15 protein-coding genes, 1 tRNA gene and 1 pseudogene are annotated in these 26814 nt (G+C 72.4%); 2 read left to right on the forward strand and 15 right to left on the reverse strand.

Going from position 1 to position 26814, the window contains the following annotated elements; genetic code table 11:
- Positions 1 to 141: 141 nt before the first annotated feature.
- On the forward strand, positions 142 to 5751 hold the full coding sequence (locus KDY119_RS16260) for a LamG-like jellyroll fold domain-containing protein (RefSeq protein ID WP_148284038.1): 5610 nt from the start codon (positions 142 to 144) through the stop codon (positions 5749 to 5751).
- A gap of 64 nt (positions 5752 to 5815) precedes the next feature.
- Here the strand turns inward: KDY119_RS16260 and mnhG are convergent, their stop codons facing one another.
- From mnhG to KDY119_RS16305, 9 genes and pseudogenes are all read right to left on the reverse strand, one after another.
- Complete coding sequence (mnhG, locus tag KDY119_RS16265) at positions 5816 to 6232, reverse strand: monovalent cation/H(+) antiporter subunit G (protein ID WP_036947545.1); 417 nt, start codon at positions 6230 to 6232, stop codon at positions 5816 to 5818.
- Positions 6229 to 6594, reverse strand: coding sequence for a monovalent cation/H+ antiporter complex subunit F (locus tag KDY119_RS16270; protein WP_083890677.1), 366 nt, complete (start codon positions 6592 to 6594; stop codon positions 6229 to 6231). The genes mnhG and KDY119_RS16270 overlap by 4 nt, the downstream gene beginning before the upstream one ends.
- Positions 6591 to 7169 carry a Na+/H+ antiporter subunit E gene (locus tag KDY119_RS16275; protein ID WP_036947546.1) on the reverse strand — a complete coding sequence of 193 codons (579 nt, stop codon included), beginning with the start codon at positions 7167 to 7169 and terminating at the stop codon, positions 6591 to 6593. The genes KDY119_RS16270 and KDY119_RS16275 overlap by 4 nt, the downstream gene beginning before the upstream one ends.
- Positions 7166 to 8782, reverse strand: coding sequence for a Na+/H+ antiporter subunit D (locus KDY119_RS16280; protein ID WP_036947547.1), 1617 nt, complete (start codon positions 8780 to 8782; stop codon positions 7166 to 7168). Before KDY119_RS16280 ends, KDY119_RS16275 begins: the two co-directional genes overlap by 4 nt.
- Positions 8779 to 9285 (reverse strand): Na(+)/H(+) antiporter subunit C, encoded by a 507-nt coding sequence (locus KDY119_RS16285; RefSeq protein ID WP_036947548.1) that lies wholly within the window; start codon positions 9283 to 9285, stop codon positions 8779 to 8781. The genes KDY119_RS16280 and KDY119_RS16285 overlap by 4 nt, the downstream gene beginning before the upstream one ends.
- Positions 9285 to 12293 (reverse strand): Na+/H+ antiporter subunit A, encoded by a 3009-nt coding sequence (locus KDY119_RS16290; protein ID WP_036947549.1) that lies wholly within the window; start codon positions 12291 to 12293, stop codon positions 9285 to 9287. Before KDY119_RS16290 ends, KDY119_RS16285 begins: the two co-directional genes overlap by 1 nt.
- A 131-nt stretch (positions 12294 to 12424) precedes the next feature.
- The gene (locus tag KDY119_RS16295; protein ID WP_036948893.1) at positions 12425 to 13528 is read right to left on the reverse strand and encodes a hypothetical protein; all 1104 of its coding nucleotides are present in this window, start codon (positions 13526 to 13528) and stop codon (positions 12425 to 12427) included.
- A gap of 55 nt (positions 13529 to 13583) precedes the next feature.
- Positions 13584 to 14164 (reverse strand): annotated as a pseudogene (gene dcd / locus KDY119_RS16300) (dCTP deaminase).
- A gap of 45 nt (positions 14165 to 14209) precedes the next feature.
- A complete protein-coding gene (locus tag KDY119_RS16305) occupies positions 14210 to 14662 on the reverse strand; it encodes a TM2 domain-containing protein (RefSeq protein ID WP_036947550.1) in 453 nt (150 codons plus the stop codon).
- A gap of 90 nt (positions 14663 to 14752) precedes the next feature.
- Between KDY119_RS16305 and KDY119_RS16310 the strand changes: the two genes are divergently transcribed.
- Positions 14753 to 14823: transfer RNA gene (locus KDY119_RS16310), tRNA-Gly, on the forward strand.
- 153 nt (positions 14824 to 14976) lie between these two features.
- On the opposite strand, the gene KDY119_RS16315 is transcribed toward KDY119_RS16310, so the two are convergent.
- From KDY119_RS16315 to KDY119_RS16340, 6 genes are all read right to left on the reverse strand, one after another.
- Positions 14977 to 15297, reverse strand: a complete 321-nt coding sequence (locus KDY119_RS16315) for a hypothetical protein (protein WP_036947551.1) — start codon at positions 15295 to 15297, stop codon at positions 14977 to 14979.
- Between the two features lie 28 nt (positions 15298 to 15325).
- Positions 15326 to 16414, reverse strand: coding sequence for a pirin family protein (locus KDY119_RS16320; RefSeq protein WP_036947552.1), 1089 nt, complete (start codon positions 16412 to 16414; stop codon positions 15326 to 15328).
- Between the two features lie 543 nt (positions 16415 to 16957).
- On the reverse strand, positions 16958 to 18700 hold the full coding sequence (locus KDY119_RS16325; protein ID WP_036947553.1) for an acyl-CoA dehydrogenase family protein: 1743 nt from the start codon (positions 18698 to 18700) through the stop codon (positions 16958 to 16960).
- Positions 18697 to 19326, reverse strand: a complete 630-nt coding sequence (locus KDY119_RS16330; RefSeq protein ID WP_153022545.1) for a TetR/AcrR family transcriptional regulator — start codon at positions 19324 to 19326, stop codon at positions 18697 to 18699. Before KDY119_RS16330 ends, KDY119_RS16325 begins: the two co-directional genes overlap by 4 nt.
- Positions 19327 to 19553: 227 nt before the next feature.
- Positions 19554 to 22979 carry a pullulanase-type alpha-1,6-glucosidase gene (gene pulA / locus KDY119_RS16335; RefSeq protein WP_051136330.1) on the reverse strand — a complete coding sequence of 1142 codons (3426 nt, stop codon included), beginning with the start codon at positions 22977 to 22979 and terminating at the stop codon, positions 19554 to 19556.
- Positions 22980 to 23017: 38 nt separating this feature from the next.
- Positions 23018 to 26740: a glucodextranase DOMON-like domain-containing protein gene (locus KDY119_RS16340; protein WP_194174258.1), complete on the reverse strand. Its 3723-nt coding sequence runs from the start codon at positions 26738 to 26740 to the stop codon at positions 23018 to 23020.
- Positions 26741 to 26814 lie beyond the last annotated feature (74 nt).

Raw genomic sequence — 26814 nt, forward strand, 5'->3', positions numbered from 1 at the left:
CCCCTCCAGGTACTGCTCACCTGACACACACCGAATGTTCAGCGGACACTCGGCTGCCGGCGGCCCGGACGCAAGGCGGAGTTCGTCGCGAACCGATGGTCTCGGGTCGCAATGCGTCATCCGACCGACCAAGGAGCAGGCGTGACATCACGACCCGTGGCTCGATCGTGGCGGCGGCTCGCCGCCACGATCGCCGGGCTGGCGATGGCGGGCACCACGATCATCGGTGCCTCCGTAGCCGCCGCCGTCGCGAGCGACAACCCACCCGCGACCACCTCGACCACCCCGACCACCCCACCGACCGCCGACGTCCTCGACGTCGACTTCGCCGACGGCACCCCCACCGACCACGCGGCCGCACGGGAGGCCCACACCGTCGGCAGGCCGACAATCGCGCTCGACCCGACCCTCGACCGCGTCGTCCCGTCCTTCGACGGCGGCATCGACGCGTACTGGTACGACCTGGCGGACGCCTGGGACACCTCCGCGTCGCCCAACCTCACCACCTCGGTGTCGATCGAGTGCGACTTCCGGTTCGACGGCGACCTGCCTGCCAGCCCGGCGAGCGCCGACGGCGCCGAGAACGACGTGTGCGCGGGCCGCGAGGGCGGCGGCTACGCCTTCTACGTCCCCAGCGGGAAGTCTGAGCTCGTCTGGTCCGCCTACGTCGACGGTGCCTACAAGACGGTGACCTCGCCGGCCCTGACGAAGGGCACCTGGTACCACGTCGTCGGGACGTACGACGGCACGTCGCTCAAGCTGTACGTCGACGGCGAGCTCGCCGGCTCAGGGAGCTACCCCGGGACCGTGGGTGCCCCGAGCGTGACCGCGCGGGGCTTCGTGATCGGCGGTGACGTCACGACCGGCCCGTCGGCCCAGCGCCAGAGTCCCGTCACCGTCGCCGCGACACGGATCTTCAGCGCCGCGCTCGACGCCGACCAGGTCGCCGCGCTCGACGGCAGGTCCCAGTGGCTCACCACGCCCGGCACCGGCGCGACCGCGCCCCCGCCCGTGGTCGTCACGCCCACCGTGCCCGACGGCGTCCCCGCGGCCGACGTCCTCGACGTCGACTTCACGGCCGGCTCGCCCGTCGACCACGCGCAGAGCCGCCAGGCGCTGCGCTTCGGTGACCCGCGGCTCACGGTCGACAAGGACCTCAACCGGGTCGTCGCGTCCTTCGACGGCGTCGACGACGGCTACGACTTCGCGGCCGACGACGCGTGGGACTCGCGTCACGTCCCGAACCTCACGAAGGCGTACACCGTCGAGTGCACGTTCCGGTTCGACGCCGCCCTGCCGGTCAGCGCCGCGCACAAGATCTGCGGCGGCGAGAACGGGGGTGGCATGTCGGTCTACGTGAAGGGCTCCTCGCTCAGCGCCCAGTTCTACGTCGACGGCGCCTACCGCACCATCAGCACGGCCGCGACGTCCGGCACCTGGCACGACGTCGTCGCCCAGTACGACGGCTCGTCGATCCGGCTCTACGTGGACGGGAAGCTCGTCAAGGCCACGGCTCAGACCGGTACCGCGACCGGACCGTCGGGCGCCAAGTTCCTGGGGGTGGGAGCGGACCAGAGCTCGGGTGGCGCGTCCATGGAGAGCTGGGCCGAGGTGACGGTCGCGTCCGAGCGGATCTGGGACTCCGCGCTCACCGCGACGCAGATCGGTGACCTCGCCGACTCCGTCGCGACGCCCGTCTCGAAGGCCCCGAAGGGGGACGTCCTCGACGTCGACCTGTCCGACGGCACCTACACCGACCACGCGGCGGGCCGCACGCCCGACGTCACCGGCAACCCGGTGGTCGCGACGGACGTCGCGCTCGGCAAGTCGGTCGCGTCGTTCGACGGGGCCAAGGACGGCGTCCTGTACCCGCTGCAGGACGCGTGGGACGGCGGCTCGACGCCACAGCTGACGAGCACCTACTCGGCCGAGTGCGTGTTCCGCTTCGACGGGACCCTGCCCACCGCAGCGGGCAACAAGACCTGCTCGGGCGAGAACACGGGCGGGTTCGCCATCATCGTGAACGGCACGAGCGTCCAGGCCGACTTCTACGTGGCGGGGGCCTACCACGCGCTGACGGCGCCGATCCAGGCCGGTGTCTGGTACGACGTCGTGCAGGTCTACGACGGGTCGACGATCAGGCTCTACGTGAACGGCTCGCTCGCCGCCCAGGCCGACCAGACCGGCGCACCGGGCGCACCGAACGGCACCAAGTCCCAGAACTACGGGATCGGCGCCGACACCTCCAGCAGCGGCGGCATCGAGTCGCAGTCCGCTTCGACGATCTCGGCGGCCCGCATCTGGAGCACGCCGCTCACGGCAGCCCAGGCCGCCCAGCTCAGCCTCGACGCCTTCGGGGCGCGGCAGACCGACGTGGCGCTCACGTCGACCGTGCCCGCGGCCGGGCAGAAGCTCACCAAGCCGGTCGACCTCGAGGTGAAGATCAAGGACCAGGGCGCGGCGACGGGCTGGGTCTACACGATCGACGGCGTCGGGGTCCGGCCGGGCGAACGTGTCGGCGCGGGCCTCGCGGCCGGCTCGCACACGCTCGCGGTCACGGCCACGGACGTGTACGGGCACCCGCTGTCCTGGACCGTGCCGTTCACCTCCTCGGCGATCCCGACCGGCGGTGGCACCGACACCGGCCAAGGTGGCGGAAAGGTGACGCTCTCGGCGGTCGCGAACGCGCCCGACGGCGGCAAGGTCACCACCACGTTCAAGGAGGCGCAGGCCAGCATCGCGTCCGGCGGCGTCCAGGGCACCGTGCCCGTCGTGCCGTCCGCCCTCGACTTCACCTACGACGACGCGGGCACCGTCACCGGCCAGCAGGCCGAGGACGGGAAGACGGCGGCGAGCCCCTCGAGCCACGAGGGCATGCCGTTCCAGCGCTTCGAGGTCAAGGTCCCGGCCTACGACGACGACCGCCACGTCCGCTGGTCGGGCCTGGTCGACCCCGAGCGCAGCGTCAGCCTGCGCGTGTGGGACACCGCGTCGTCGTCGTGGAAGGAGATCGCGACTGCACGCGGCGCCTCGGACGGCGCCACGGCGCTCGAGGGCGACGTGACACCGTCCGAGGTCGACGGCGACGTCGTGCACGTCCTCGTGCTCGCCCAGGACCCGTTCGCGGACGACCTGTCCGCGCGCGACGCCTCGGCGGCCGGCACGGCGGACCACTTCGAGAACCCCGACGACTACGACTTCTCGTTCGTGCACTGGACCGACCCGCAGTTCATCGCGGAAGGCGCGGCGGGCGGTTCCGGCAAGATGCCGACCAGCCCCGAGTACCAGACGTCGTCGGGCGTCGAGACGGCGGAGGAGCAGGCCGTCTGGGCCACGGCGTACCGCGACGCGGCGAAGTGGACCATGGCGAACGCGAAGTCCAGGAAGATCGCGTACGCCGCCATGACGGGCGACATGATCAACTCGGACGTCGTCGACCCGTACGCGAAGAACCCGGACGGCACGCTCGTCTACCCGACCCAGCTCGACGAGATCACCAAGGAGAACGCGTTCGCGTCCGGCGTGATCGACTCGTTCTCCGGCTCGGGTGTCCCCGCGCAGGTCATCGCGGGCAACCACGACGACAACAACGGCCAGCAGACCGGACCGGACTCGCTCTTCTCGCAGGCGTTCTCGGCGTCGGGCTTCTACGACCAGGCGAAGGACTGGCCGGCCGGCGCCTCGTTCCACACCAAGGACGAGACCACGAACGCGGACGGTACGACCGCGAAGCAGGGCGAGGACAGCCAGGACAGCTACGTGCTGTTCTCGGCGGGCGGCCTCGACTTCGTCGCGGTCGGCCTGTCCTACGGCGTGACCGACGAGGAGGCCGACTGGGCCAACTCCGTCTTCCAGCGCTACAAGGACCGCAACGGCATCCTCATCACGCACTCCTACCTGAACGCGTCCCCGAACGAGGACGGCCGCGACGCGGCCTACACGGGCGACGACGGCGCACCGCTCTACAAGAAGGTGGTCACGGCCAACCCCAACGTGTTCCTCGTGCTCGCGGGGCACATCCACGGCGTCGGCACGAACCTCGTGACCGTCGCCGGACCCCAGGTGCAGCACAAGGTCGTCGAGCTGCTCGCCGACTACCAGGAGTACCAGCAACCCGCCAGCAAGATCTTCACGGCCGAGAACTGCCCGACGTGCGTCGTCGACGCGAGCGGCAACATCGACGTGGACGGCGACGGTGTGATCGACCACAAGCCGGGCGACAAGCTCCGGTTCGGGGCGAGCTTCCTGCGGCTGCTCCAGTTCGACACCAAGAAGAGCACCATGTCGGTGGACTCGTTCTCGCCGTTCTTCGACGAGTTCGGGACCCACACCTACGACACGAAGACGCCGGTCCGGTACGACGGGTCCGAGGACAACTTCACGGTGCCCGTCGACCTGACGACCCGCACGACGTCGTTCGCGACGGACGGCCTGGCGGTCGTCACCCCGACCGACACCGTGATCGGCACCGCGACCGGGAAGTCCGGCTTCCCGGTGTCGGTCACGTGGTCGGGCCTGACCGCCGGACAGGCGTACGCCTGGACGGCGAGCAGCACCGACGCAGCAGGCGACGACCTCGGTGAGCTCGACCAGTTCGGCGGGTTCTTCGTCGCGAGCGCGGCCGGCACCGACGTGACCGCGCCCGTGATCACGCTGCCGTCGTCGTCGAGCGTCCACGAGGGTGACGCGTTCGACCCGCTCGCCGGCGTCACCGCGAAGGACGACACGGACGGCGACGTGACCGCGGCTCTCAAGGTCACGGGCACGGTCGACACCACCGAGCCCGGGACGTACACGCTGCTCTACAGCGTGTCGGACGCCAACGGGAACGTCGCCCAGGTGCAGAGGGCCGTCAAGGTCGTCGCGCAGACGACGCCGGAGCGGACGCCCACGTCCGTCAAGGCGTCCAACGTGACGGTCAAGGCGGGCCAGGAGCTCACGCTCACGGCCACGGTCAGCCCCGCCGGCGCGACGGGCACGGTCACCTTCGTCAACGGCGAGGAGCCGTTGTGCGACGCGACCGTCACGGCCGGGAAGGCGAGCTGCGTGCCGTACCGGACGCCCGTCGCCGGGACGTACGCGATCTCCGCCCAGTACCTCGGGGACACGACGCACGCACCGTCCGACCGGTCGTTCGTGCTGACCGTGACGCGGCCGACGAGCACCACGCCCGCCACGACGACGGTCACCGGGACGGCGGCCACGTGGACCTACGGGAAGAACGGGACCGTCCGCGTCGCCGTCAAGGGTGGCTCGACCACCCCGACGGGCGAGGTGCTCGTGCGGTCCGGCTCGAAGGAGCTCGGCTGGACCCAGCTCCGGGGCGGCAAGGGCACGGTCACGCTCGCCGTGGGCTCGCTGCCGCCCGGCACGCGGACCCTCACCCTGGTGTACGGGGGCGACGCCTATCACAAGGCGTCGCACGCGTCCCTCCGGGTCACGGTGCGCAAGGCGGCCCCGAAGGCCACGGTCTCGGTGACCAAGGCCCCGACGAGCAGGGCCAAGGGCAGCGCCCGGGTCACCGTCTCCCCGGCGGTGCGCGGGCTCCCCGGTCCCACCGGCAAGGTCACGGTCACGCTGAAGAAGGGCAAGACCACCTGGACCGCGACGCGGACGCTCTCGAAGGGGCACGTGGCGGTCACGCTGCCGAAGCTCACGAAGGGCACCTGGAAGGTCACCGCGACCTACCAGGGTGACACCCGGTACGGGCCGGCGACGGTCACGGGGAAGGCGGTGCGTGTGACCCGCTGACCCGCGTGCCGACGGCGACGGCCCCCTCACCCGTCCGGGTGAGGGGGCCGTCGTCGAGGTCGCGCTACCCGGACGCGTCCGACGGCGGCCGGTCCTCCTGGGCGGCCTCCGACTCGTCCTCCTCGGCGAGCGCGGCCTCCTGGTCGGCGGTGAGGTCGTCGACGACGAGGTCGTCGTGCACGACCTTGCCCGTCCGGAACCCGGCCCGCCCCACCATGTGCGCGGCGACCGGCGCGGTGAGGAGCTGAAACACGACGACGAGCACGAGCATCCCGACGACGGACCACACGTGCACCCGCAGCCCGACGCCGACGAGCATGAGGACGAGTCCCAGCACCTGCGGCTTGGTCGCCGCGTGCATCCGGGCGAGGAGGTCGGGGAACCGCACGATCCCGATTCCGGCGGCGAACGCGAGGAACGCGCCGAGCAGCATGCAGATCGCGGCGACGACGTCCGCGACACCGATCCAGTCGATGCTCATCGCTCCCCTCCCTCCGCCCGCTCGACGGCGTCGGCGTCAGCGGCGACCTGCTCGTCGCCGTCCACGTCACCGAGTGCGGGTGGAAGCTCGATCCGGCCCTCCTCCTCGCGTTCGACGGCCGCGAACCGTGCGACCGTCACCGACCCGACGAACGCGACGAGCGACATGACGACGAGGATCGGGATGGTCGTGGCGCGCCGCGAGTACGCGGCCTCGAGCGCGATCGCGCCGACGATCGTCGTGGTGAACACGTCGAGCGCGACGGTCCGGTCGAGCATCGACGGTCCTCGCTCGGCGCGGTAGATCGCGCAGCCCGCGGCCACCGTGAGCAGCGCGATCGTGATGACGAAGACGACGGTCACGCCGCACCCCCTCCCCGCGTCGCGAGGCCCGCGGCCTCGAGCTCGGCGTCGGACGCGAGCGCCCGCAGGACGCGCGCCTCGAGCGCGAGCACGTCGGCGCGCACCTTGTCGACGCCGCCGTAGGCCTCGAGGTCGAGGACGTGCAGGTAGAGCATGCCGGTGAGCCGGTGCACCTCGACGACGAGCGAGCCGGGCACGAGCGAGCTGAGCTCCGCGGTCACCGTGAGGTAGATGTCGCTGGGGTTGCGCAGCCGCACCCCGACGACGGCGCCGCGCGGCTGGCGCCCGGGCCGGATCGCCTGCCAGGCGACCTGGAAGGAGGCGACGAACAGGTCGGCGCCGAACCGCACGAGCAGGGCGAGCACGCGCAGCGGTCGCACGTGCCCGTGGAACGGCAGCTGCGGGAGCGGCAGCAGCACGACGACGAGCACCCCGAGCAGCAGGCCCGCGAGCACGTTGCCCCAGGTGAAGGACCCCCAGAGCAGCACCCAGACGAGGGCGAGCCAGAGGATCGCGGACCACTGGTGGCGCAGCCGCTCCCGCCACGTCGTCCGGCGGCGGACGTGCAGGCTCACGGCGTGCCCTCCCCGCTGTCGACGGCGTTCGCGGAGCCGGTCGGGGCGCCGGCCTTGGGCGTCGACTCGTTCGACTCCCCGACACCGCGGTCGTGTCCGTCCGGGAACACGGCCTCGACGTACGAGCCGTCGCGCAGCGCGGCTGCGGCGCGGTCCGCGTAGGAGTACAGGGGGCCGGCGAACACGGTGAGCGCGAGCCCGAACGCCACGAGCGCGCCGGTCGGGACGACCATCCCGCGCGGCACCCGCGCGTCGGTCGCGATCTCCTGCGGCGCCTCCTGCCAGAACGCCTTGTTCCATGCCTTGACGATCGCGTAGAGCGTGAGCAGCGACGTCACGACGGACCCCACGACCAGCGTGTACGCGAGGAACCCGCCTGTGCGGACGCCGTCTTCGACGAGCCCCAGCTTGCCGAGGAACCCGGAGAGCGGCGGGATCCCGGCGAGATTCATCGCCGGGATGAAGAACAGGATCGCCAGGCCCGGCGCGAGCTTCGCGAGGCCGCCGAGCCGGTCGAGCGACGTCGACCCGCCACGGAGCTCGACGAGCCCCACGACGAGGAACAGCGCCGTCTGCACCGTGATGTGGTGCACGACGTAGAAGATCGCCGCGGCCGTCCCCGGCTGGGTCGCGAGCGCGATGCCGAACAGCATGTAGCCGATGTGGCTGACGAGCGTGAAGGACAGCAGACGTTTGATGTCGTCCTGGGCGACCGCGCCGAGGATCCCCACGAGCATCGTCAGCAGCGCGACCCACATGAGCCCCTGGTCGATGCGCGGGTCGGTGGGGAACAGGAGGGTCTGGGTGCGCAGGATCGCGTACACGCCGACCTTGGTCAGCAGGCCCGCGAACACGGCCGTGACCGGGGCGGGCGCCGTCGGGTACGAGTCCGGCAGCCAGGCCGACACCGGGAACATCGCCGCCTTGATCCCGAACGCGAGCAGGAGCAGGAGCTGGATCGCGAGCCTGGTCCCGGGTTCGACGTCGGGCAGGCGCTCCGAGAGCTGCGCCAGGTTCACCGTCCCGGTGGCCGCGTAGGTCAGGGCGATCGCGATCAGGAAGACGATCGAGGACAGCAGCGCGACGACGACGTAGATCGAGCCCGCGCGGATGCGTTCGCCCGTCCCTCCGAGCGTGAGGAGCACGTAGCTCGCCGCGAGCAGGATCTCGAACCCGACGTACAGGTTGAACAGGTCGCCCGCGAGGAACGCGTTGCACACGCCGGCCGCGAGGACGAGGTACGTCGGGTGGTAGATCGAGACCGGGATGCTCGACGTCTCCTCCTCGGCCTCCTCGCTCACACCCTGCGCCAGCGAGTACAGGAGGACGCACAGCAGCACGAAGCTCGAGACCGTCACCATGAGCGCGCTCAGGCGGTCGGCCACCAGGTCGATGCCGATCGGCGCGGCCCAGTTCCCGACGTCGACGACGAGCGTCCGGTCGTCCGTCAGGACCAGCAGCGCGACCCCGACGGCGAGCACGCCCGCGAGCGCGACGACGCTCACGACGCGCTGGACGCGTGGGCGGCGCGCGAACGCGAGCGCGACGCCGGCCGCGAGGAGCGGCAGCATGACGGGCAGCGGGACGAGGTCGGCGGCCGCGAGTCCGGTCATCGTTCCTCCCCTCCGCCCGTCCGGTCCTTGCTGATCTCGTCGTCCGTCTCGTCGCGCGTCCGTGCGGCCTCGTCGTCGAGCGTCTCGCCGGACTCGACGGCGTCGGCGTCCTCGAAGCTCGGTTCGTTCTTCGCGGCGAGCCGCGCGATGCGGCGGTCCTCGACGTCGTCCTGCACCTCGTCGTGGCCGTGGAGCTGCCACGACCGGTAGGCCATGGCGAGGACGAACGCCGTGAGGCCGAGCGTGATGACGATCGCGGTGAGGATCATGGCCTGCACGAGCGGGTCGCTCATGTGCCACAGGGGCGTGGTCCCGAGGATCGGGGCGCCGCCGGCGCGGCCGCCCGCGACGAGCAGCAGCAGGTTGACGCCGTTGCCGAGCAGGATGAAGCCGATCAGCACGCGCGTGAGGCTGCGCTCGAGCAGCAGGTAGACGCCCGTCGTCACGAGCACGCCGATGGCGAGCACGAGGACGACGGCGGGGGTGGTGTCGAGGGCGTGCATCAGTCGTCCTCCCTGACCGCGCGGAGCTCGAGGTCGGCGTGCCGGTCGATCTCGGCGCCGAGCGACCGGAGGATGTCGAGCACCAGCCCGACGACGACGAGGAACACCCCGATGTCGAAGAACAGCGACGTCACGAGGTGGACCTCCCCGACGAGGGGCACGTGCAGGTCGAAGATCGTCGACTGCAGCACCTCTCCGCCCGCGAGCATCGCGGCGAGGCCCACGCCGACGGACAGGAACAGGCCTGTGCCCAGCAGCACGCCGGGCTGGACGGGCGCCGCCTCCCCGAGCTCGTACCGCCCGCCCGCGAGGTAGCGCACGACGAGCGCGATCCCGACGACGAGCCCCGCCGCGAACCCGCCTCCGGGGTTGTTGTGCCCCGAGAACAGCAGGAACGCGGCGTAGACGATCATCGAGTGGAACAGCAGCCGGGCCACGACCTCGAAGATCACGGACCGGCGGCGCGGGGCGAGGGTCGCGCTGGCCCGCAGCCACACCTGCATCCGGTTCCACGCCTCGGGCGCGGTCCCCCGGCGTCGCAGCGCGGCCCCACGGTCGTCCTCGTCCGTGCCGCCCGACCAGACCCCGGGCGCCTCGTCGCCGACGCGCGCCCGCTCGGAGTCCTCGGCGCGCAGGATCGCGCCGCCGCGCCGCCTCAGGAACACGAGCGACGCGACGCCGGTGGCCGCGACGAGGAGGACGGAGATCTCGCCCATGGTGTCCCAGGCGCGGATGTCCACGAGGGTCACGTTGACGATGTTCTTGCCGCCGCCGTAGGAGTACGCCTCGTCCGGGAACTGCGCGGAGACCGGCGTCGCCATGCGCGCGTTCGGGGCGACGACGGCGAACGCCATCACGGTGACCCCGGCGACCAGGCCGATCGCGAGCCGCGTCCAGCGGCTACGGGCCAGCGGGCGGTTCGAGAAGTAGGGGGGCAGCCGGCGCAGCACGAGCACCATGACGACGAGCGTCACCGTCTCCACGAGCACCTGCGTGAGCGCGAGGTCGGGGGCGCCGTGCAGCATGAACAGGACGGCGTTGCCGTAGCCCGCGATGCCCGCGAGGAACACCGCCTTGAGCCGGCGTCGCGACCGGGCGGCCAGCACCGCGGCGACGCCGATCGCCGCGACCGCGACCGCCTGGGCCGGCGTGTCCCAGCCCCGCAGGTCCTGCGGCCAGGTCGTGTGCGTGACCAGGACGACGCCCGGGAACGCGGCCATGACGATGACGATGACGCCCAGGTAGAAGGGCAGGGAGCCGCGCTGGGTGAAGGACGTGACGTCCGCGGCCGCGTCGTCGAGCCTGCGCATGGAACGCCGGTAGACGACGTCGGCCTCGGGGAGGTGGTGACGCAGGTACCAGGCACCCACGCGGGCCTGGAAGCCCTCGACCCGGACCCGTCGCCACCACGCGAGCACGCCGACGCCCAGGATCAGGACGGTCAGCCCGAGCGCCGGGCCGAACCCGCCCCAGAGTGCGAGGTGGCCGCGCTCGCCCACGGGCAGCGTCTCGGCGTACGGCTCGAGCAGTTCGGTTCCCAGGTGCGGGACCAGGGCCGCGGCGAGCCCCAGCATCGCGAGCACGAGCGGCGGCACCGTGAGGAACGGCGACTGAATGTGGAGCGTCGACGGGTCGATCGGCGGCTGGGCGGGGGTGCCGTCAGCGTCGGGAAGCGCCTCCGTACCTGCCCCCGCACCGAGGTTCTTCGTGGCGAACGCGCCCCAGAAGAACCGCAGCCCGTAGGCGACCGTGAGCATCGAGCCGACGACGACGGCCGCCAGCACCAGCCCGTCGACCCACCCGGGCACGATGCCCGCCGGGTGCAGCAGCGCCTCCAGGCCCGCCTCCTTGGCGACGTACCCGGCGAACGGCGGGAGCCCGATCATGGACGCGGTCGCGAGCCCGCCCGCGAGCGCCGTGACCGGCATCTTCCGGCCGACGCCCGTGAGGCGGCGCAGGTCGCGCGTCCCGGTCGCGGCGTCGACCACGCCGGTCACGAGGAAAAGCGACGCCTTGAACATGGCGTGCGCGCCGAGCATCGCGATGCCCGCGAGCGCCGTCGCGCGGCTCCCGAGCCCGACGAGGAGCGTGATGAGCCCGAGCTGGCTCACGGTCCCGAACGCGAGGACGAGCTTGAGGTCCTGCTGGCGCAGCGCCCGGTACCCGCCCAGCAGGAGGGTGCCGCACCCGAGCACGATGACGATCGTCTGCCAGACGGCGAGGTGGGCGTAGGCGGGCGCGAACCGCGCGACCAGGTAGACGCCGGCCTTCACCATCGCGGCGGCGTGCAGGTACGCGCTCACGGGGGTCGGCGCGGCCATCGCCGCGGGGAGCCAGAAGTGCAGCGGGATCAGGGCCGACTTGGTCGCGGCCCCCGCGAGCAGGCAGACCACCGCCGCCGTCACGGCCGTGCCCGACGGCGGGTGCGCCACCACCTGCGAGAGCGAGTACGTGCCGGCGGCCTCGCCGAGGATGACGACGCCGACGAGCATGGCCAGCCCGCCCGCCGTCGTGATGATGATGGCCTGCATGGCGGCGCGCCGGGACGCCTTGCGTTCGGCGTAGTGGCCGATGAGCAGGTACGACGCGACGGTCGTGAGCTCCCAGAACACGAACAGCAGGAGCATGTCGTCGGCCGTGACGAGCCCGACCATCGAGCCGGCGAACCCGACGAGGGTCGCACCGAACCGTCTGAGGCCGTGCGCGGAAGGCGCGAAGTACGCCGAGCAGTACACCAGGACGAGCGCCCCGACGCCGCCCACGAGCAGCAGCATGAGCCAGGACAACGTGTCGAGCCGGAACGTCAGCGTCAGGCCGAGCTGCGGGATCCACTGCCAGTGCTGGACCGGCACGTCGCCGTGCATGACGCGCGAGGTGCACGCAAGGGCGTAGACGGCCGCTGACGCGGGGGCGAGGGCCAGCACGAGGAAGCCTCGGCGGCCGAGCCAGGAGATGATCGCAGGCGCCAGCAGCACCATCAGCAGATGGGCTACGAGCAGCTGCAGCACGTCCGCTCCGTCCTGTCGGGGGCGGGGGTCGCGAACGACCGGGGGACCGCAAGGATCGTACCAAGCGGACACCTGACGGATGCCATTCGGACGTCACCGACAGGCGGACGACCACGCCGCTCGGAGGGGCGCTACTCGGCGTCCTGCTCCAGGTCGGCGACACCCACGAGGAAGCCGTCCTCGTCCGCGACCTCTCCGCCGACGGCGTGCTGCAGCGCCGCCGCGATCTCCCCCACCACGCCGAGGGCACGGGTCCGGGAGAGCACGTGCGCCAGCGGTGGCTCCTCGCGCTGCGAGGCCTCCAGGTCGGGCGCCTCCCAGCGCACGTGGTAGGCGAGCGCGCCGCCCGCCGTCCACGGCAGACCCTCGAGCGCGAGCGGCACGATCGGCTCCGCGCCGACCTCGACGGCGACGACGCCATCGGGTCCCAGGTCCACGACCACCGCGTAGCCCTCGAGCGTCATGGGCTGCTGGAGGGTCGCCATGTCGACCTCGTCGGCCGCGTGCTGGAGCGCGCGCACCTGCTCCTCGGAGAGCTCGCCGATGCCGAGCGCCGCCGGGTCGTAGGCGATCTTCGGCGGCCCCTCCCACTCGACGCCCGTCGTCGCCAGCTGCGCCGCCGGTTCCACCTGCCGCAGCAACGTCTGGGCGGCCTCGGGCTCGAGCCAGACGTCCGTGAACAGCGTCAGGTCGACGTTCGCGTCGGGGTCCGGCACGAGGGTCACGTCCGGGCTCACGGCCCCGCCCAGGTCGACCCGGACCGCGCCCGCGAGACGCCGGGCGGCAGCCACCAGCCAGTCGACGACGACGCCCTCCTCCCCCGTCGGCAGGCCCACCGGGAACGCGCGGCCCAGGCCGTCACGGTCCCCGCCGCCCGGGTACGGGGGCTCCCCGCGCTCGCGCGCGCACGTCACGTCGAACACGTACGCCGTCCGGTCGGGCAGGCCCGTGCCGAAGCCGTCCGTGAACTGCGGCGCGTACGGGCCCACCAGCACCGTGCTCGCCGTCAGCCGCAGCACGCCAGGCTCGCCCGGCCGCGCCCACCGGCCCGGCGCCGAGATCAGGTCGATCCCCTCGGGCGCGACGTCCCAGTGCGCGCCCGGGAACCGGCTGACCGCGAGTGCCTCGACCTCGTCGGGCAGCACCTCGGAGGCGAAGCCCAGGAGGTGCCGGGAGCGGTCGAGCGGGGCTGCGGCCGTGACGGCCGGCAGGAGCGGGAGCGGGGAAGCAGGCACGTAGTCTCTCGGGTCCTCGGATTCGGTGGGAAAGTCTTCCGGCAGGCCGGTCACGCTAGACCTCCGTGCGGTGGAAGCTCTGCCACGACCGCGACGCCGTCGGGCCGCGCTGACCCTGGTACCGCGAGCCGTAGGCCTCGCTGCCGTACGGGTGCTCGGCCGGCGACGACAGGCGGAAGAAGCACATCTGGCCGATCTTCATGCCCGGCCACAGGGTGATGGGGAGCGTCGCGACGTTGCTCAGCTCGAGCGTCACGTGCCCCGAGAACCCGGGTCGATGAACCCCGCCGTCGAGTGCGTCAGCAGACCCAGGCGCCCCAGGCTGGACTTGCCCTCGAGCCGCGCCGCGACGTCGTCGGGCAGAGTGACCGCCTCGAACGTCGAGCCCAGGACGAACTCGCCCGGGTGCAGGACGAGCGGCTCGTCGCCCTTCGCCTCCACGAGCCGGGTCAGCTCCGGCTGCTCCTGCGACGGGTCGATGAACGGGTACCGGTGGTTGTCGAACAGGCGGAAGAACTTGTCGAGCCGCACGTCGATGCTCGACGGCTGCAGCATCGACGGCTCGTACGGGTCGAGGACCACGCGCCCGGCGTCGAGCTCGGCACGGATGTCACGATCGGAGAGCAGCACGCCCACACGGTAGCCCGAAGTCCTGGACCCGTGGTGACGTGGGTCATACCGTCACGCGCGGAGCGGGCGCCCCTGCGCGTCGACTGCGTACGAACCCCGGGTGGCCGTGAGGTAGAGGATCCCCTCGACCAGGCCCCAGATGGCGACCAGCGGCGACAGGATGCCCACCGAGAGCACGGTCAGCAGGAGCATCAGGACCCCGATGCCCGTGTAGCCGAGGTAGAACCGGTGGATGCCGAGCGAGCCGAGGAAGATCCCGAGGAGGCCCGCCGCGAGCTTCGACTTCGCCGTCGGGTCGACGGGCACGTAGCCGTAGGGCACCTGGCCCGGGTACGGCTGCTGGCCGGGGTACGGGGCCCGACCGGGGTAGGGCGTCTGCGCGCCGTACGGCTGCTGTCCCGGATACGGCTGCTGCCCCGGGTACGGCTGGCCCTGCGGAGGCTGCTGGCCGGCGTACGGGTCCTGGGGCTGACCGCTGGGCGGGCCGTACGGGGGCTGTGACATGAAGCGGTCCTCCGGGCAGGTATGATCGACGTCGCACGCTGGCGTTCGAGGATGGTCCCACACGCGGGAGCACCCACGGATCCGCGTCTCGCGGGTGTAGTTCAATGGTAGAACTTCAGCTTCCCAAGCTGACAGCGCGGGTTCGATTCCCGTCACCCGCTCCGCACGCGACGAAGGGCCGGTCCTCCACGAGGACCGGCCCTTCGTGCGTCCACGGTGCGGTCGCCCGCTCCTCGCCGACCTGACGAAATCCTTGCCGATCCGGCGATCTCACAACCGATTCCGCCAGGTCGACGTCGGCACGCCCGAGGCTCTCAGCCGCGTCCGCCGAGGCGCCGGTAGACGACGTCGACGCGGTGCGCGAGGCGCGCGACCCCCACGAGCCCGACGACGAGGCCCACGCCGGTCAGGACGAGCCCGAGCGCCACCCGTCCGTCGGTCGTGCCGTCGCTGTCGATGGCGGCTGCGCTGATCTCCCCCGCGAGAAAGAGCACCAGCCCGACGACGAACAGGACCGTCCCGAGCACGAGCGGCACCGCCGTCTCGTGGCCGCCCGCGGGAGGGAGCTCGAGCCGGTCGAGGCGGGCCGCGTCGTCGTCCGACGGGGAACGCGGGGCGGTGGGTTCCGTGGTCATGGCCGGAACGATAGCGCGGTACCCGGGGTCAGGAGCCCGGGCGCGCCCGTGGCTTGAGGTGCACGTCCGGGAGGACCGGCGCCGGCAGCGGCCCGCCCGCGTACCCGACGACCTCGCCGAAGCGCCCGTCGGCCACGCCCGGTGCGTACTCCGTGCCGCCGTGGTTCGGCCCCTCCCCGGACGTCATCACGAGCCCGGCCTGCCAGTCGGCACGGGCGCGGGCGACGTCGTCGTGCGTGCGGCCGACGAAGTTCCACCACATGACGACGTCCTCGCCGAACGGCTCGCCGCCGAGCAGCATGATGCGGGCGCCGACCGTCCCGGCGTCGTCGGTCACGGCGTCGGGACCGGCCTCCAGCACGAGCTCCGACGGTCCCGGCGCGACGTACGCGAGGTGGTCCCGCTCGACGTCGACACCATCCACGCGCACCGACCCGGCGTCGAGCAGCACCGCGTGCTCGAACCCGGGCTGGGTGCGGACGACGACGCGCGCGCCGGGTGCGAGGTCGAGCTGGGCCCCGACGATGGGCGTGAAGGCGGTCGCGGGCGACGTCGCCGAGACGACGCCCCTGGCGCCGTCGGCGAGGGCGAGCGTCCCGAGCAGCACGTGCGCCACCGCGCCCTCGACCCGGAGGACGGGCAGGTCGGCATGGTGCTCGAAGAAGGGCGCGCCGTCGAGCGCACCCGACGGCAGCGCGGTCCAGAGCTGGACGCCGTGGAGGGTGCGCGCGGTGGTGCCGGCGGGCGTCTCCTCGGAGTGCGAGATCCCGCGCCCCGCGGTCATGAGGTTGAGCTCGCCAGGGCGGACCGTCTCGAGCGAGCCCACCGAGTCGCGGTGCAGCACCTCGCCGGCGAACAGCCAGGTGACCGTCTGCAGCCCGGTGTGCGGGTGCGGGGGAACCTGCATGCCGGGACCGGTGGTGACGTCGTCGGGCCCGTAGTGGTCCGCGAAGCACCAGGCGCCGACGAGCGAGCGCGCCCGCTGCGGGAGGGTGCGGCGCACGGTCATCGCGCGCGCACCGCCGAGGGGGACGGTGCGAGGCTCGAGGAGCTGGACTCCGTCGGCCGCACCGGAGCGGCAGAGCTGTTCGGCGGGCCGCGTCTCGAGGTTGCTCACGCGCCCACGCTATCCACGCCCGACGCCCCTCGCTCCCAGGCCGGTGTCAGGGGCGGCTGGAACGATCGGTGAGAGCGAAGGCCCCTCGGAGTACGAGTCCGAGGGGCCTTCTCTGGGCCGCTAGTCCCAACACCGACACCGTGTGACGTCACGGCTCGGCACGGACACTCGCGCCCACCTTCCATGCGCGCGCAGGCCGTGCCTCTCGCGGCCGGTCTCCCGGGACCGTGCGCACCCTGCGCCGTCCTGCAGCTCCTCGTGCCTGCCGGCCCTGTGCCGGACCGGCGGCGTGCGAGGGGTGGTGCACCGTTCTCCGTTCGACCGTCCGACCGGCCACCAAGGCGACGCTCCTCCGCGTGGCGGTTCTCCGGAGCCTCGTCGCAGCGGCAGGCCGTAGGACTGTTCTAGACCCGGTTCAGGCGGCCGACAACCCCTTCTCCGGGTCAATCTCGGTGTGCAGCGAACGCACAGGGTCATCCACAGGGGGTTCCGCGGAACACCGTCGTCGCGCACACCCCTGTGGAGGAAATCTGTGGACGGCGGTCAGCCCGCGTGGTCCGCCAGGACGGCGCCCAGGTCTGCCCCGGACGGCAGGACGCCGTAGCCGAGCGCCCGATCCTCCCCCAGCCGCGCCACGACGAACGCGTCCGCCGACGCGTCCGACGCGAACCGCACCATGAGCGACGCCTGCAGCCCGAGCGCGAGCGCCTCGACGAGCCGCCGCGCCTGGGCGGGCGCGGTCCCGGGATCGCGCGCCACCCCCGCCACGAGCCGCCGGGTGCGCACGAGGTGCCGATCGAGGACCGCGCTCGCGCCGGTCGCCCGCGACACCTCGGCGTCGAACGCCTCGAAGCTCTCCGGGTCACGGGCGAGCGCGCGCAGCACGTCGAGCGCGATGACGTTGCCCGACCCCTCCCAGATCGCCATCACGGGCTGCTCGCGGTAGCGCCGCGCGAGCGGGAACGCCTCCGTGTAGCCGTTCCCGCCGAGACACTCCATCGCCTCGTACGCGTGCGCCGGCCCGCGTTTGCACACCCAGTACTTCGCGACGGCCGTCGCGAGCCGGGAGAACCCGCGGGCGGCTGCGCCGTCGCCGTCCCCCGTGGTCACGTCGTCGAACGCGGCGGCGAGCCGCAGCGACGTGAGCGTCGCGGCCTCCGACTCGAGCGCGAGGTCCGCGAGCACCGCCGTCATGGCGGGCTGGTCGACGAGCCGCGCACCGAACGCCGTGCGGTGCCGCGCGTGCCAGAGCGCCTCCGCGACGCCCTGGCGCATGCCCGCGGCCGTGCCGTGGACGCAGTCCTCGCGGGTCCGCGCGACCATCTCGATGATCGTCCGGACCCCACGGCCCGGCTCACCGACCAGGTACCCGACGGTGCCGTCGAGCTCGATCTCGCTCGACGCGTTCGACCGGTTGCCCAGCTTGTCCTTCAGCCGCTGGATCCGGAGCACGTTGCGCGTGCCGTCGTCGAGCACGCGCGGCACGAGGAAGCAGGAGACGTCGTCGGCCGGCCGCTCCTCGCCCGACGACGTCCTCCGGGCCGCGCGCGCGAGCACGAGGAACGCGTCGGACATCGGGGCCGAGCAGAACCACTTGTGCCCCGTGAGCAGGTAGGGCGCCCCGGGGTCGTCGGGCGCGAGACCGCCCCCGTCGCCGACGGCCGGTCGGGCGAGCGTCGTGCCGGCCCGGACGTCCGACCCGCCCTGCTTCTCGGTCATCGCCATGCCGAACAGCGCGCCCCGCTTGCGGTCGGGGCCGTCCCCGAAGGGCACCAGGCCGCCGTCGTACTCGCGGCTCAGGAGCCGCGGGACCCAGACGTCGGCGAGCGCGGGCGCGTGCGCGAGCGAGGGGACGGCCGCGTGCGACATCGAGACGGGGCACGCGTGACCCGGCTCGACCTGGGCGAACAGGCTGAAGACGGCCGCCCGTACGACGTTCGCGCCGGGCCGCGGCTCGGCCCACGCGGAGGTGTGGGCGCCGTGCGCGACCGCCGCGCCGAGCACCCGGTGGTAGGCGGGGTCGTAGTCGACCTCGTCGAGCCGCCGGCCCCACCGATCGAACGCCCGCAGCTCGGGGTTGACGCGGTTCGCGCGCTCGGCGTCCGCCTGGAAGGCCGCCGACCCGACGAGGCGCCCGACGTCGTGCAGGCGGTCGTCGCCCCACGCGCCACCGAGGGCGTGGACGGCGCGGCGGAGCACCGGGAAGTCGGCGTACTCGTCGACCCCCTCCCGGGGCGGCACCTGGTTGGTGACCTCGTGCGTGACGTGCGGGCGCGGCTGCGTCACGCCCGCGCCCCGAGGACGCCGCGCAGGCAGAACCCGAGGATCGTCGCGACGAGCCGGTCGGGGTCCGCGTCTTCGCCGAGCGGCGCGAGCGGGCCCGTCAGCGCCGACGCGACCGCCCCGACGAGCGCGGCCCCCACGATGCGCGTGTCCTGGGCGGGCAGCTCGCCGGACGCCACGCCGTCGGACACGATGGCGCCGAACAGGTCCGCGTACTCGCGCGCGAACAGGGTGCGCTCCGCCTCGACCGCGGGGTCGGCGGGCTCGAGCAGCAACGCGCGCGCCAGCCGCCGACGACGCAGCGCGCGGCGGGCGAACGTGCCCACCACCCGCTCGACGCGGGCCTGGGCGGCGTTGGCGGGTGCGTCGTCGGGCCGGGGCTCGGCCGCCTCGCGGACGCGCGCGAGCTCGGCGGACGCGATCTCGCGGAACACGGCCGTGAGCAGGTCGGCACGCGCCGGGAAGTAGGTGTAGACGCTGCTCGGTCCGAGGCCGGCGCGTGTGGCGACGGCCTGCACGGTGGCGCCTGCGAAGCCGCGCTCGGCGACGACGTCGACCCCCGCCTCGATCAGGGCGGTGCGACGGCGGTCGCGCGCGGCGCGGGTGGCTTCGGTCTCGCGGTACGGCATGCTGGTCCTCCTCCGGGCCCGGTCGGGCGCCGGGACGCGAGAGGGAGACGCCGTTGTCCCCTCTCGCTCGAAGCATCGAAGCACGGTTCGGAGCTTCCGGCGAGACCAGACTGGGACAGGTGACCCAATCGTGACCTCGCCCAGCCGCGAAGTAGTACGGCCGCCGGTATACCTCGCGAGGTATACCGGCGGCCGTACTACTTCGGCGTCGAGGTCGGCGCGATCCGTCAGCGGTGACCGTGGCCCCCGTGGCCCCCGTGGCCGTCGTGCCCACGAGACTCGGCGAGGGTGAGGACCGCGACCGTGCGGGCCGGCACGGTGACCGTGCCGGTGCGCGCGTCCCACGTGGTCCGCTTGACGACCGGGTCGTCACCCTGGCGCTGGAGAGTCGAGAGTACGTAGCCCTTGCCCTGCAGCGCGGAGAGCGTCTCGGTGGCCGTCGTCGTGCCCGCGTTGAACACGACCAGGACGCCGTCGAGGTTCCGGTCGACGTCCTTGCCGCGCGTGTCGTCGACGTTCATCGCGATCACGCCGGGCGTGGTCGTCGTCGGGAACGTGAGCTTCTGCTCGACGAGCTTCGCGGAACCCAGCGAGAACAGCGACGTCGAGCGCTTGAGCCGCAGGAGCTGCTGCGCCTCGTCGGTCGCGGTCGCGATGTCCTTCGCCGTCGGGTCCAGGGCCTTGTCGGCGAGCAGCGGCTTCATGACCGACCACTGCGAGCCGTTGTCCCCGGACATCGGCAGACCCTTGCCGAACCCGTTCGTCCTCCCGGACCAGTCGATCGCGTTGAACCAGTCCCCCGAGTTGTAGCTGTTGTTGTCGAGCGACTTGCTGCGCAGCAGGTCGGACCCGGCGAGCCACAGCGACGGCGACTGCGACAGCGTGGCCGTCGCGAGCGACAGCGTCTGCATGCGCACCCGGTCCGCCATCGACGTGGCCTGCGGCAGCTTCATCGTGAGCGCGTCGAAGAGAGTCTGGTTGTCGTGCGCGTCGACGTAGGAGATGGACTCGTCGGGCTCGCTCGCGTAGCCCGCGGGCTGACCGTTGTAGTCGACCTCGGAGCCCTTCTTCGTCGTCCCGTCCGACGTGACGAGGCTGAAGTCCTTGAGGTTGCCGGACAGGCCGAGCTTGACGAGGTCCTCGTCGTGGCCGAGCAGCGCCTTCGACGCGTCGTCCGCGGTCCCGTACGACGGGTTCCCGTTGGGGTCGGTGAACAGGCCGGAGCCGAAGCCCTGCTGCTGGACCGTCGACGCGTCGACGGGAGACCCGCCGCGGACGCCGTCGCGCAGCCGGTCGTTGAACGTCCCGATCCCGGTCCCGTCGAGCTGGCCCTGGGTGGCCTGCGTGAAGTACGCGTTGTTCGCGACCGCGCCGAAGTTCCAGCCCTCGCCGTACAGGTAGATGCTCTTCCCGTCGACGCCGTCCTTGCGGAGCGTGAGCCTGTCGAGCGCGGCGCGCACGGCCTTCATGTTGTCGACCGAGTGGAAGCCCATGAGGTCGAACCGGAAGCCGTCGACCTTGTAGTCCTTGGCCCACAGCACCACCGAGTCGACCATGAGCTTCTGCGCCATGGTGTGCTCGGTCGCGACGTCCTGGCAGCACGTCGAGGTCTCCACCGACCCCGCCGCGTCGAGCCGGTGGTAGTAGCCCGGGACCACGCGGTCCAGCACCGACTGGGGGTCCTGGCCCGACGCCGAGGTGTGGTTGAAGACCTCGTCGACGACGACGCGCAGCCCGTCCGCGTGCAGCGCACCGACCATGGTGCGGAACTCCGCGACGCGCGAGCCGCCGTCGGGGTGCACCGCGTACGAGCCCTCGGGGGCGAGGTAGTGCAGCGGGTCGTAGCCCCAGTTGTAGGCGTCGGAGTCCGCGACCGCCCCGACGCACGCCTGCTGCTGGTCGGAGTCGGGGGCGTAGGAGGCCAGCTCGCTGTCGGTGCAGACGGGGGACTTCTGCTGGGACCGGTCCTCGTTCACCGAGGCGAAGTCGAACGTCGGCTGCAGGTGGACGGTCGTCAGGCCCGCCTTGGCCAGGGCCCTGAGGTGCTCGGTCCCGTCGCTGGTCGTCGCGAAGGCGCCGTAGGTGCCGCGGAGTGCCGCCGGGACCGTGGGATCCGTGGCGGAGAAGTCGCGGACGCTCAGCTCGTAGATCGTCTGCTGGGTCGGGTCCGCGACGCGCGGGGACGCCGTCCGGGCCCACTGCGACGGCTCGAGCGAACGGTCGTCGAGGCCGACGAGCACCGAGCGGGTCGAGTTCGTCGTGAGGGCGACCGAGTACGGGTCCGTGACGTCGTTGGTCTCGACCCGGCCCGTGGTGGGCGCGTAGACCTTCACCTCGTACAGATACTGCCGGTTGCGCCACGACGGCGAGCCGGCGACGGTCCACGTCCCGTCCGACGCGCGGTGCGCCCGGACGCGCTGCGGCGCCCCCGTGCCGGACGACGGGTAGAGCAGGAGGTCGACGTCCTGCGCGGTCGGGGCCCACAGCGCGAGCCGCGGCGCACCGTGCGTCCACGTCACGCCGAGGGTGCGGCGCTGCGCGGAGGTGCCGTAGACGTCGTCGAGCACGCCGGGGACCTGCACGCCCGTGAGCGCCCGGAGCGTGCCCTCGCCGTCCCAGGCCGCGAGCCTCAGCTCGCCCCGCAGCGCACGCTCCACGGCGGAGCGGGACAGGTGGCGCGGATGGAGCGCGACGTAGCCCCGAAGCGCCGGGAACCTCTTCAGCTGCGCGGCCGTCAGCCCGTTCGGGTCCGCGGTCAGCGGGACCTTCGTGCCGCCACCGATCGTGCTGCCGTCGCGCGTGAGCGACGCGTCGGCGGACGAGTACAGGGCCCAGGTGGTGGCCTGCGGGACGAGGTCGGCGGGGACCGCGACGGTCCGGGCGTCGACCCACTGCGCGGCGTCCTCGGCCTCGCCGGCGACGGGCGCGTCGGTGACGTCGACCGCGAGCACGTGCGTGGCGAGCGTGTAGGTCAGCACGACCTGCTTGCCCGACTCGACCGTGAAGGGGATCGGGTCGCCGCCCTTCGCTCCGCCCTGGCCGTAGACCTCGTCGTCGGACAGGCCGTGCGCGACGCGCACGTGGTACGTCCCGGCCGTCAGCCCCGTGAGCTTCGCGGTGTAGGTCCCGTTGCCGTCGGGGTCCTCGAGCCAGGCGCCGAGGCAGTCCGCGTCGTCGTCGGCGGAGCAGCCGAGCTGGGTCTGGAAGTCGCCGACCGCCGAGACGATGGGGTCGGCGGCGGTGTTGGTGGCCCAGTGCGTGACCGGGTCGTAGAAGAACGTGACGGGCTTCGAGCCGTCGGTCGTGTACGTGATGTTGGCGCCGCCTTGCGCGCCGCCCGCACCGTAGTTCACGTCCCACGAGTCGTTCAGCGCGGCCTTGTACTCGTAGCTGCCGGCGGGCAGGTCGTAGGTGCGCGACCAGACGCCGTCGGGCCGCTGGGTGAGCTCGGCCTGCGCGCAGCTCACGTCCCAGTCGCTCGCGCAGCCCATCTCCGTGTTGTGCGTGCCGGGGATGCTGACGTGCTGGGCGTCGGCGGCGGAGGCCGCCACGATGCCCGGCACCGTGACGAGGGGGACGAGGACCGCGGCCGCGGCGCCGGCCGCGAGGGTTCGGGGGATCCGGGCCGCACGGCTCCGGGGTCTGGTCGACATGCGCTCTCCTTCGAGTGATGACCGCCCCGCCGCATGGCTCACCGCACGACTGCAACGTCCTGCAAGATGTGCAACAGGGAGAAACGAGCACCACCGTAGACGCGCGGCGGAGAGACGACAAGCCGTCGCGACCCCCAGGCATGCGCGTCCAGACGCAGACGCGGGGAGGTTTCGCCCTTGTCAAAAAGGACAAACCTCCCCGCATCCCTTGCAGCAACTCTCAGGTGACCGGGCGCGCTACCTACGGCTGCCCGAGACCCCCCCCCCCCCCCCGGGCTCAGCCGCACGAACGGGAGTACCGGACCGCCCGGCTGCGGTGCGAGCACCTTCGCCTGCGTGGTCCCGCGCGGCACGAACGTCTTGACCACGTTGCCGTCCGAGGTGTCGGAGTCGAACGGTGACTGGTCCGTGGGCACGCCCCGGCCTCCGCAGAAGCGCCACTCGCCGGTCCACGACGGGACCCCTGCGGCTGTGCAGTCGAACACGGGACGCACGTTGGACACCCCCTCCCCGTCCTCGGCGGCGCTCATCATCGCGACGACGAACGAGGCCTTGGACAGGTCCATGCCGTCGAACACGCTCGCGGGGATCGTCAGCACGATGTCCTTCTGCTCGCGGACCGTGAGCGTCGCATCGCCCACGCGCGTGCCGTCGGAGGCGAACACCCCGGTGGTACCCGTGGCACCCCGCTGATGACGTGGGTTCGCGACGGCGACGAGCTGCCACGGATCCGAGGTGCTGACGTTGGTCCCGGCGAGGGCGGGCGTCCGGCCCGACCCGCCGGCGGTCCCGCTCCTGATGTACACGTGGACGAGCTGCAGGCTCATCCCCTCCAGCGCCCACGGGTTGAGGATCTGTCCGTCGACCGTCGTCACGAGGTTGACGTTCTTCCCGTCCCGGTAGACGGCGAACGACGTCATGTCGAACGACCCGTCGGTGAACACGTCGGCGCTCGGGTACTGGTAGGTCCCGGGACCGTCGTCGTGCCCTGCCGGCGTCGACAGCGAGCCCACCAGCGTGCCGTAGCCGCCGTCGGCGTCCGTGGAGGCGCGGGTGCTGAACACCAGCGGCCGGGAGACCGTCGCGGTCCCGCGGCCGGTGACCTTGAGAGGCGGACCGGCGGTCACCTTGACGGTGGTGCGCTTCGGGCCGATCACGAGGTCGAAGGTGGTCCCCTGGAACTTCATGCCCGTCAGGCGGATCTCGTCCAGCGCGGTCGGGAGCACGGGCGACAGCGAGATGCCGTCCGTCCCCCAGCGCAGCCCGCTGTAGCCGTAGTAGAACTCCTGCAGGAACCCGCCGGCCCCCGTGACGAAGGTGAAGGCGTGCCCGCCGCCACGCTCCTCGGTGAACTGCTCGAACGGGCCGCGCATGAACGCCGTCGAGGAGCGCTGGGTGAACCAGTACGCCTCCTCGCTGCGGCCGAGCCCTGCCGCGACGATCGAGTGCATCGCATCGGTCATCGACGGGCTGGCGTTCTCGTCCACCTTCGTGGAGTAGTAGTCGAGGTCGCTCGCCGTGAGCTCGTCCGACTGCTCGTGCTGCCACGGGTACGTGAGCATCACCGCGTCCGCCTGCTTGATCGTCCGGCCGTCGTAGCCCGCGTACTCCTGGGTGACGCCGCGCTCGGCATCCGTCGGGACCACGAGGCCGTCGGCGACCTTGGCCCACTCAGGTGCAGGCGTCTCGTGCACGACGTCGGCCGCCTGCGCCGCCAGCCGGAGCACCTGGGCCGCAGCGACGTTCGTGTACGCCGAGTCGTCCCGACCGACCGAGCCGTTGCTCGCCCACTCGTCCGGCGGCGTCACGTCGTCGATGTGGTACTTCCCGTCGGACCCACGGGTCGAACGACTCACCCAGAACTCGGCCGCACCCTTGAGGACCGGCCACCCCTCCTTCTTCAGCCACGCCTTGTCCCCGCTGGCTTCGTAGTACTGCCAGAAGGCCAGCGCGACGTCGGCCGTGATGTGGACCTCGTGCCCGCCGAAGAACAGCGACGTCGTCTGCTCCTTGCCGTCCAGACCGCCCTCCCACGGGAACCGGATCCCGTCGTAGCTCTGCGCACGGTACGTCTGCGTCGACGCGTCGTACTCCATGGTGTGGCGCGCGTTGTAGCGCGCGTCGTCGAGACGGTCCACCCGGTACTGCAGCACCGCCTTCGCGAGATCCGGGTCCTGCGCGACGAGCGACGGCCACATCCAGGTCTCGGTGTCCCAGAACACGTGGCCTCCGTAGTTGCCGGACGACAGCCCGGCGGGGGTCGGCGACCAGGCCCGTTCACCCACGCTCGCGAGCAGGTAGAAGCGGCTCGCGCGGATCTGCCGCTGGAGCTCGTCGTCGCCCTTGACCTGGACGTCTCCCTGCCACAGCGTCGCCCACGCCCTGTCGCTCAGCCGCCGGGCCGTGCCGTACCCGCGGTCGGAGGCCCTCTCCGCGACGCGCGCCGCAGCGCTCGTCGTCTGCGAGGCGCGCTCGACGTCCTGCGTGGTCGCGAGGCCCACGAACTTGGTGAACGCGTAGGTGCGTCCCGCCGAGACGCGCGCCGTGAGCGTCTGCTGCACGGCGCCGGAGGCCGCCACGTCCTCGTCCTGGCTCAGGCTTCCGCGCCCCTGGAGCTCGGAGACGACGCTCGCACGCTGGTTCGTGCCGGGCAGCGTCGTCGTCAGGCCGATCTGCTGGTCCACGCGGCTCGCCGAGCGCGTGAAGGTGGCGTCCTCCGGCGCGGCACGGGGGTCGAGGACGTCGGTGACGGCGAGCTCTCCCGTCCAGTGCGGCCGCACGGTGACGCGGACGACGCCGAGCTGGTCGTCGGCCCTGCTGGGCAGGACCGTGTACTCCACGTCGCTCTTCCTTCCGGCCGGTGAGGTCCACGTCGCCCGTGTGCTGATGGCGCCCGTCCGGAGATCGAGCGTCTGGCGGTACCCGCTCAGGCCGCGTTCCGTCAGGCCGACCTCGGTGGCGCCCTCGACCGGATCGGCCCCGGCCTTCACGAGCGCGACGTCGTCGACGTTGACGCGACAGTCCTGACCGGACGCGCAGCCGAGTGCGACCTGGGTGCTGCCGGCGTCGCTCCGGACCGGCACACGGACCGTCTCCCAGTCGTCCCAGCCCCCGGTGGCCGGGAGGTCGACGGTCTGCGCCGAGCCGCCGACCGTGACCGTGAGCTCGCGCGCCGCGGCCGTCCCGTCACCGGGATCCCCCGCCGCGTACCGAATCAGGAGCTCGGCGTCGTCCGCCGAGGTCCCGGTGACGGCGACGACCGAGCGCGACCCGACGGTCCCCCAGCCCTGCACGAACGCCGATCCCCGGTAGCCCGAGTGGTCGGTGGCGGTGGACAGCCCGCCCGAGAGGTCGGCGTCCTCGGCCTGGCAGACCGTCCCGAACGCGCAGGCGGCGCCGAAGGCGTCGTCGAAGCTGCCCGACCCGTCCGAGACCGTCAGACCGGTCCACGCCGGTCCGGACTCACGCGCCTGCTTGCCGTCGTCCCCCGAGGCGTAGAAGCCCTGGATCTGGAACGACGTCGGGACGTCCGCCGTGCTGTAGCCCTGACCCTGCGCGGGGACGCGGGCCGCGAAGTACCCGTTCCCGGTGAAGGTCGGGTAGTAGCTCCCGTCGAACGGATCGGTCGCCACCAGCCGCCAGGGCGATCCGCCCGTCGAGCCGTGCGAGCCCTGCGCCCCCGCGCCCGACGCCGCGGCGACGGTGGTCCCGGTCGCCGCGAGGGCGACGCTCAGGACGCCCACGAACAGCCGTTGCGACACGCGGCGCAGGGTGCCGCGCGCGGGAGACCACCTTCGCGGTCTCCCGTGGCGACGGCCGTGACCGCGAGGGTCCG

This window comes from Luteimicrobium xylanilyticum (genome assembly GCF_009429125.1).
Classification (GTDB): domain Bacteria; phylum Actinomycetota; class Actinomycetes; order Actinomycetales; family Cellulomonadaceae; genus Luteimicrobium; species Luteimicrobium xylanilyticum.

Coding starts and splice junctions, on each gene's coding strand:
- mnhG (WP_036947545.1), bottom strand. CDS start 6,232: ATGAGCATCGACTGGATCGGTGTCGCGGACGTCGTCGCCGCGATCTGC.
- KDY119_RS16280 (WP_036947547.1), bottom strand. CDS start 8,782: ATGACCGGACTCGCGGCCGCCGACCTCGTCCCGCTGCCCGTCATGCTG.
- KDY119_RS16285 (WP_036947548.1), bottom strand. CDS start 9,285: ATGCACGCCCTCGACACCACCCCCGCCGTCGTCCTCGTGCTCGCCATC.
- KDY119_RS16305 (WP_036947550.1), bottom strand. CDS start 14,662: ATGTCACAGCCCCCGTACGGCCCGCCCAGCGGTCAGCCCCAGGACCCG.
- KDY119_RS16315 (WP_036947551.1), bottom strand. CDS start 15,297: ATGACCACGGAACCCACCGCCCCGCGTTCCCCGTCGGACGACGACGCG.
- KDY119_RS16330 (WP_153022545.1), bottom strand. CDS start 19,326: ATGCCGTACCGCGAGACCGAAGCCACCCGCGCCGCGCGCGACCGCCGT.
- pulA (WP_051136330.1), bottom strand. CDS start 22,979: ATGTCGACCAGACCCCGGAGCCGTGCGGCCCGGATCCCCCGAACCCTC.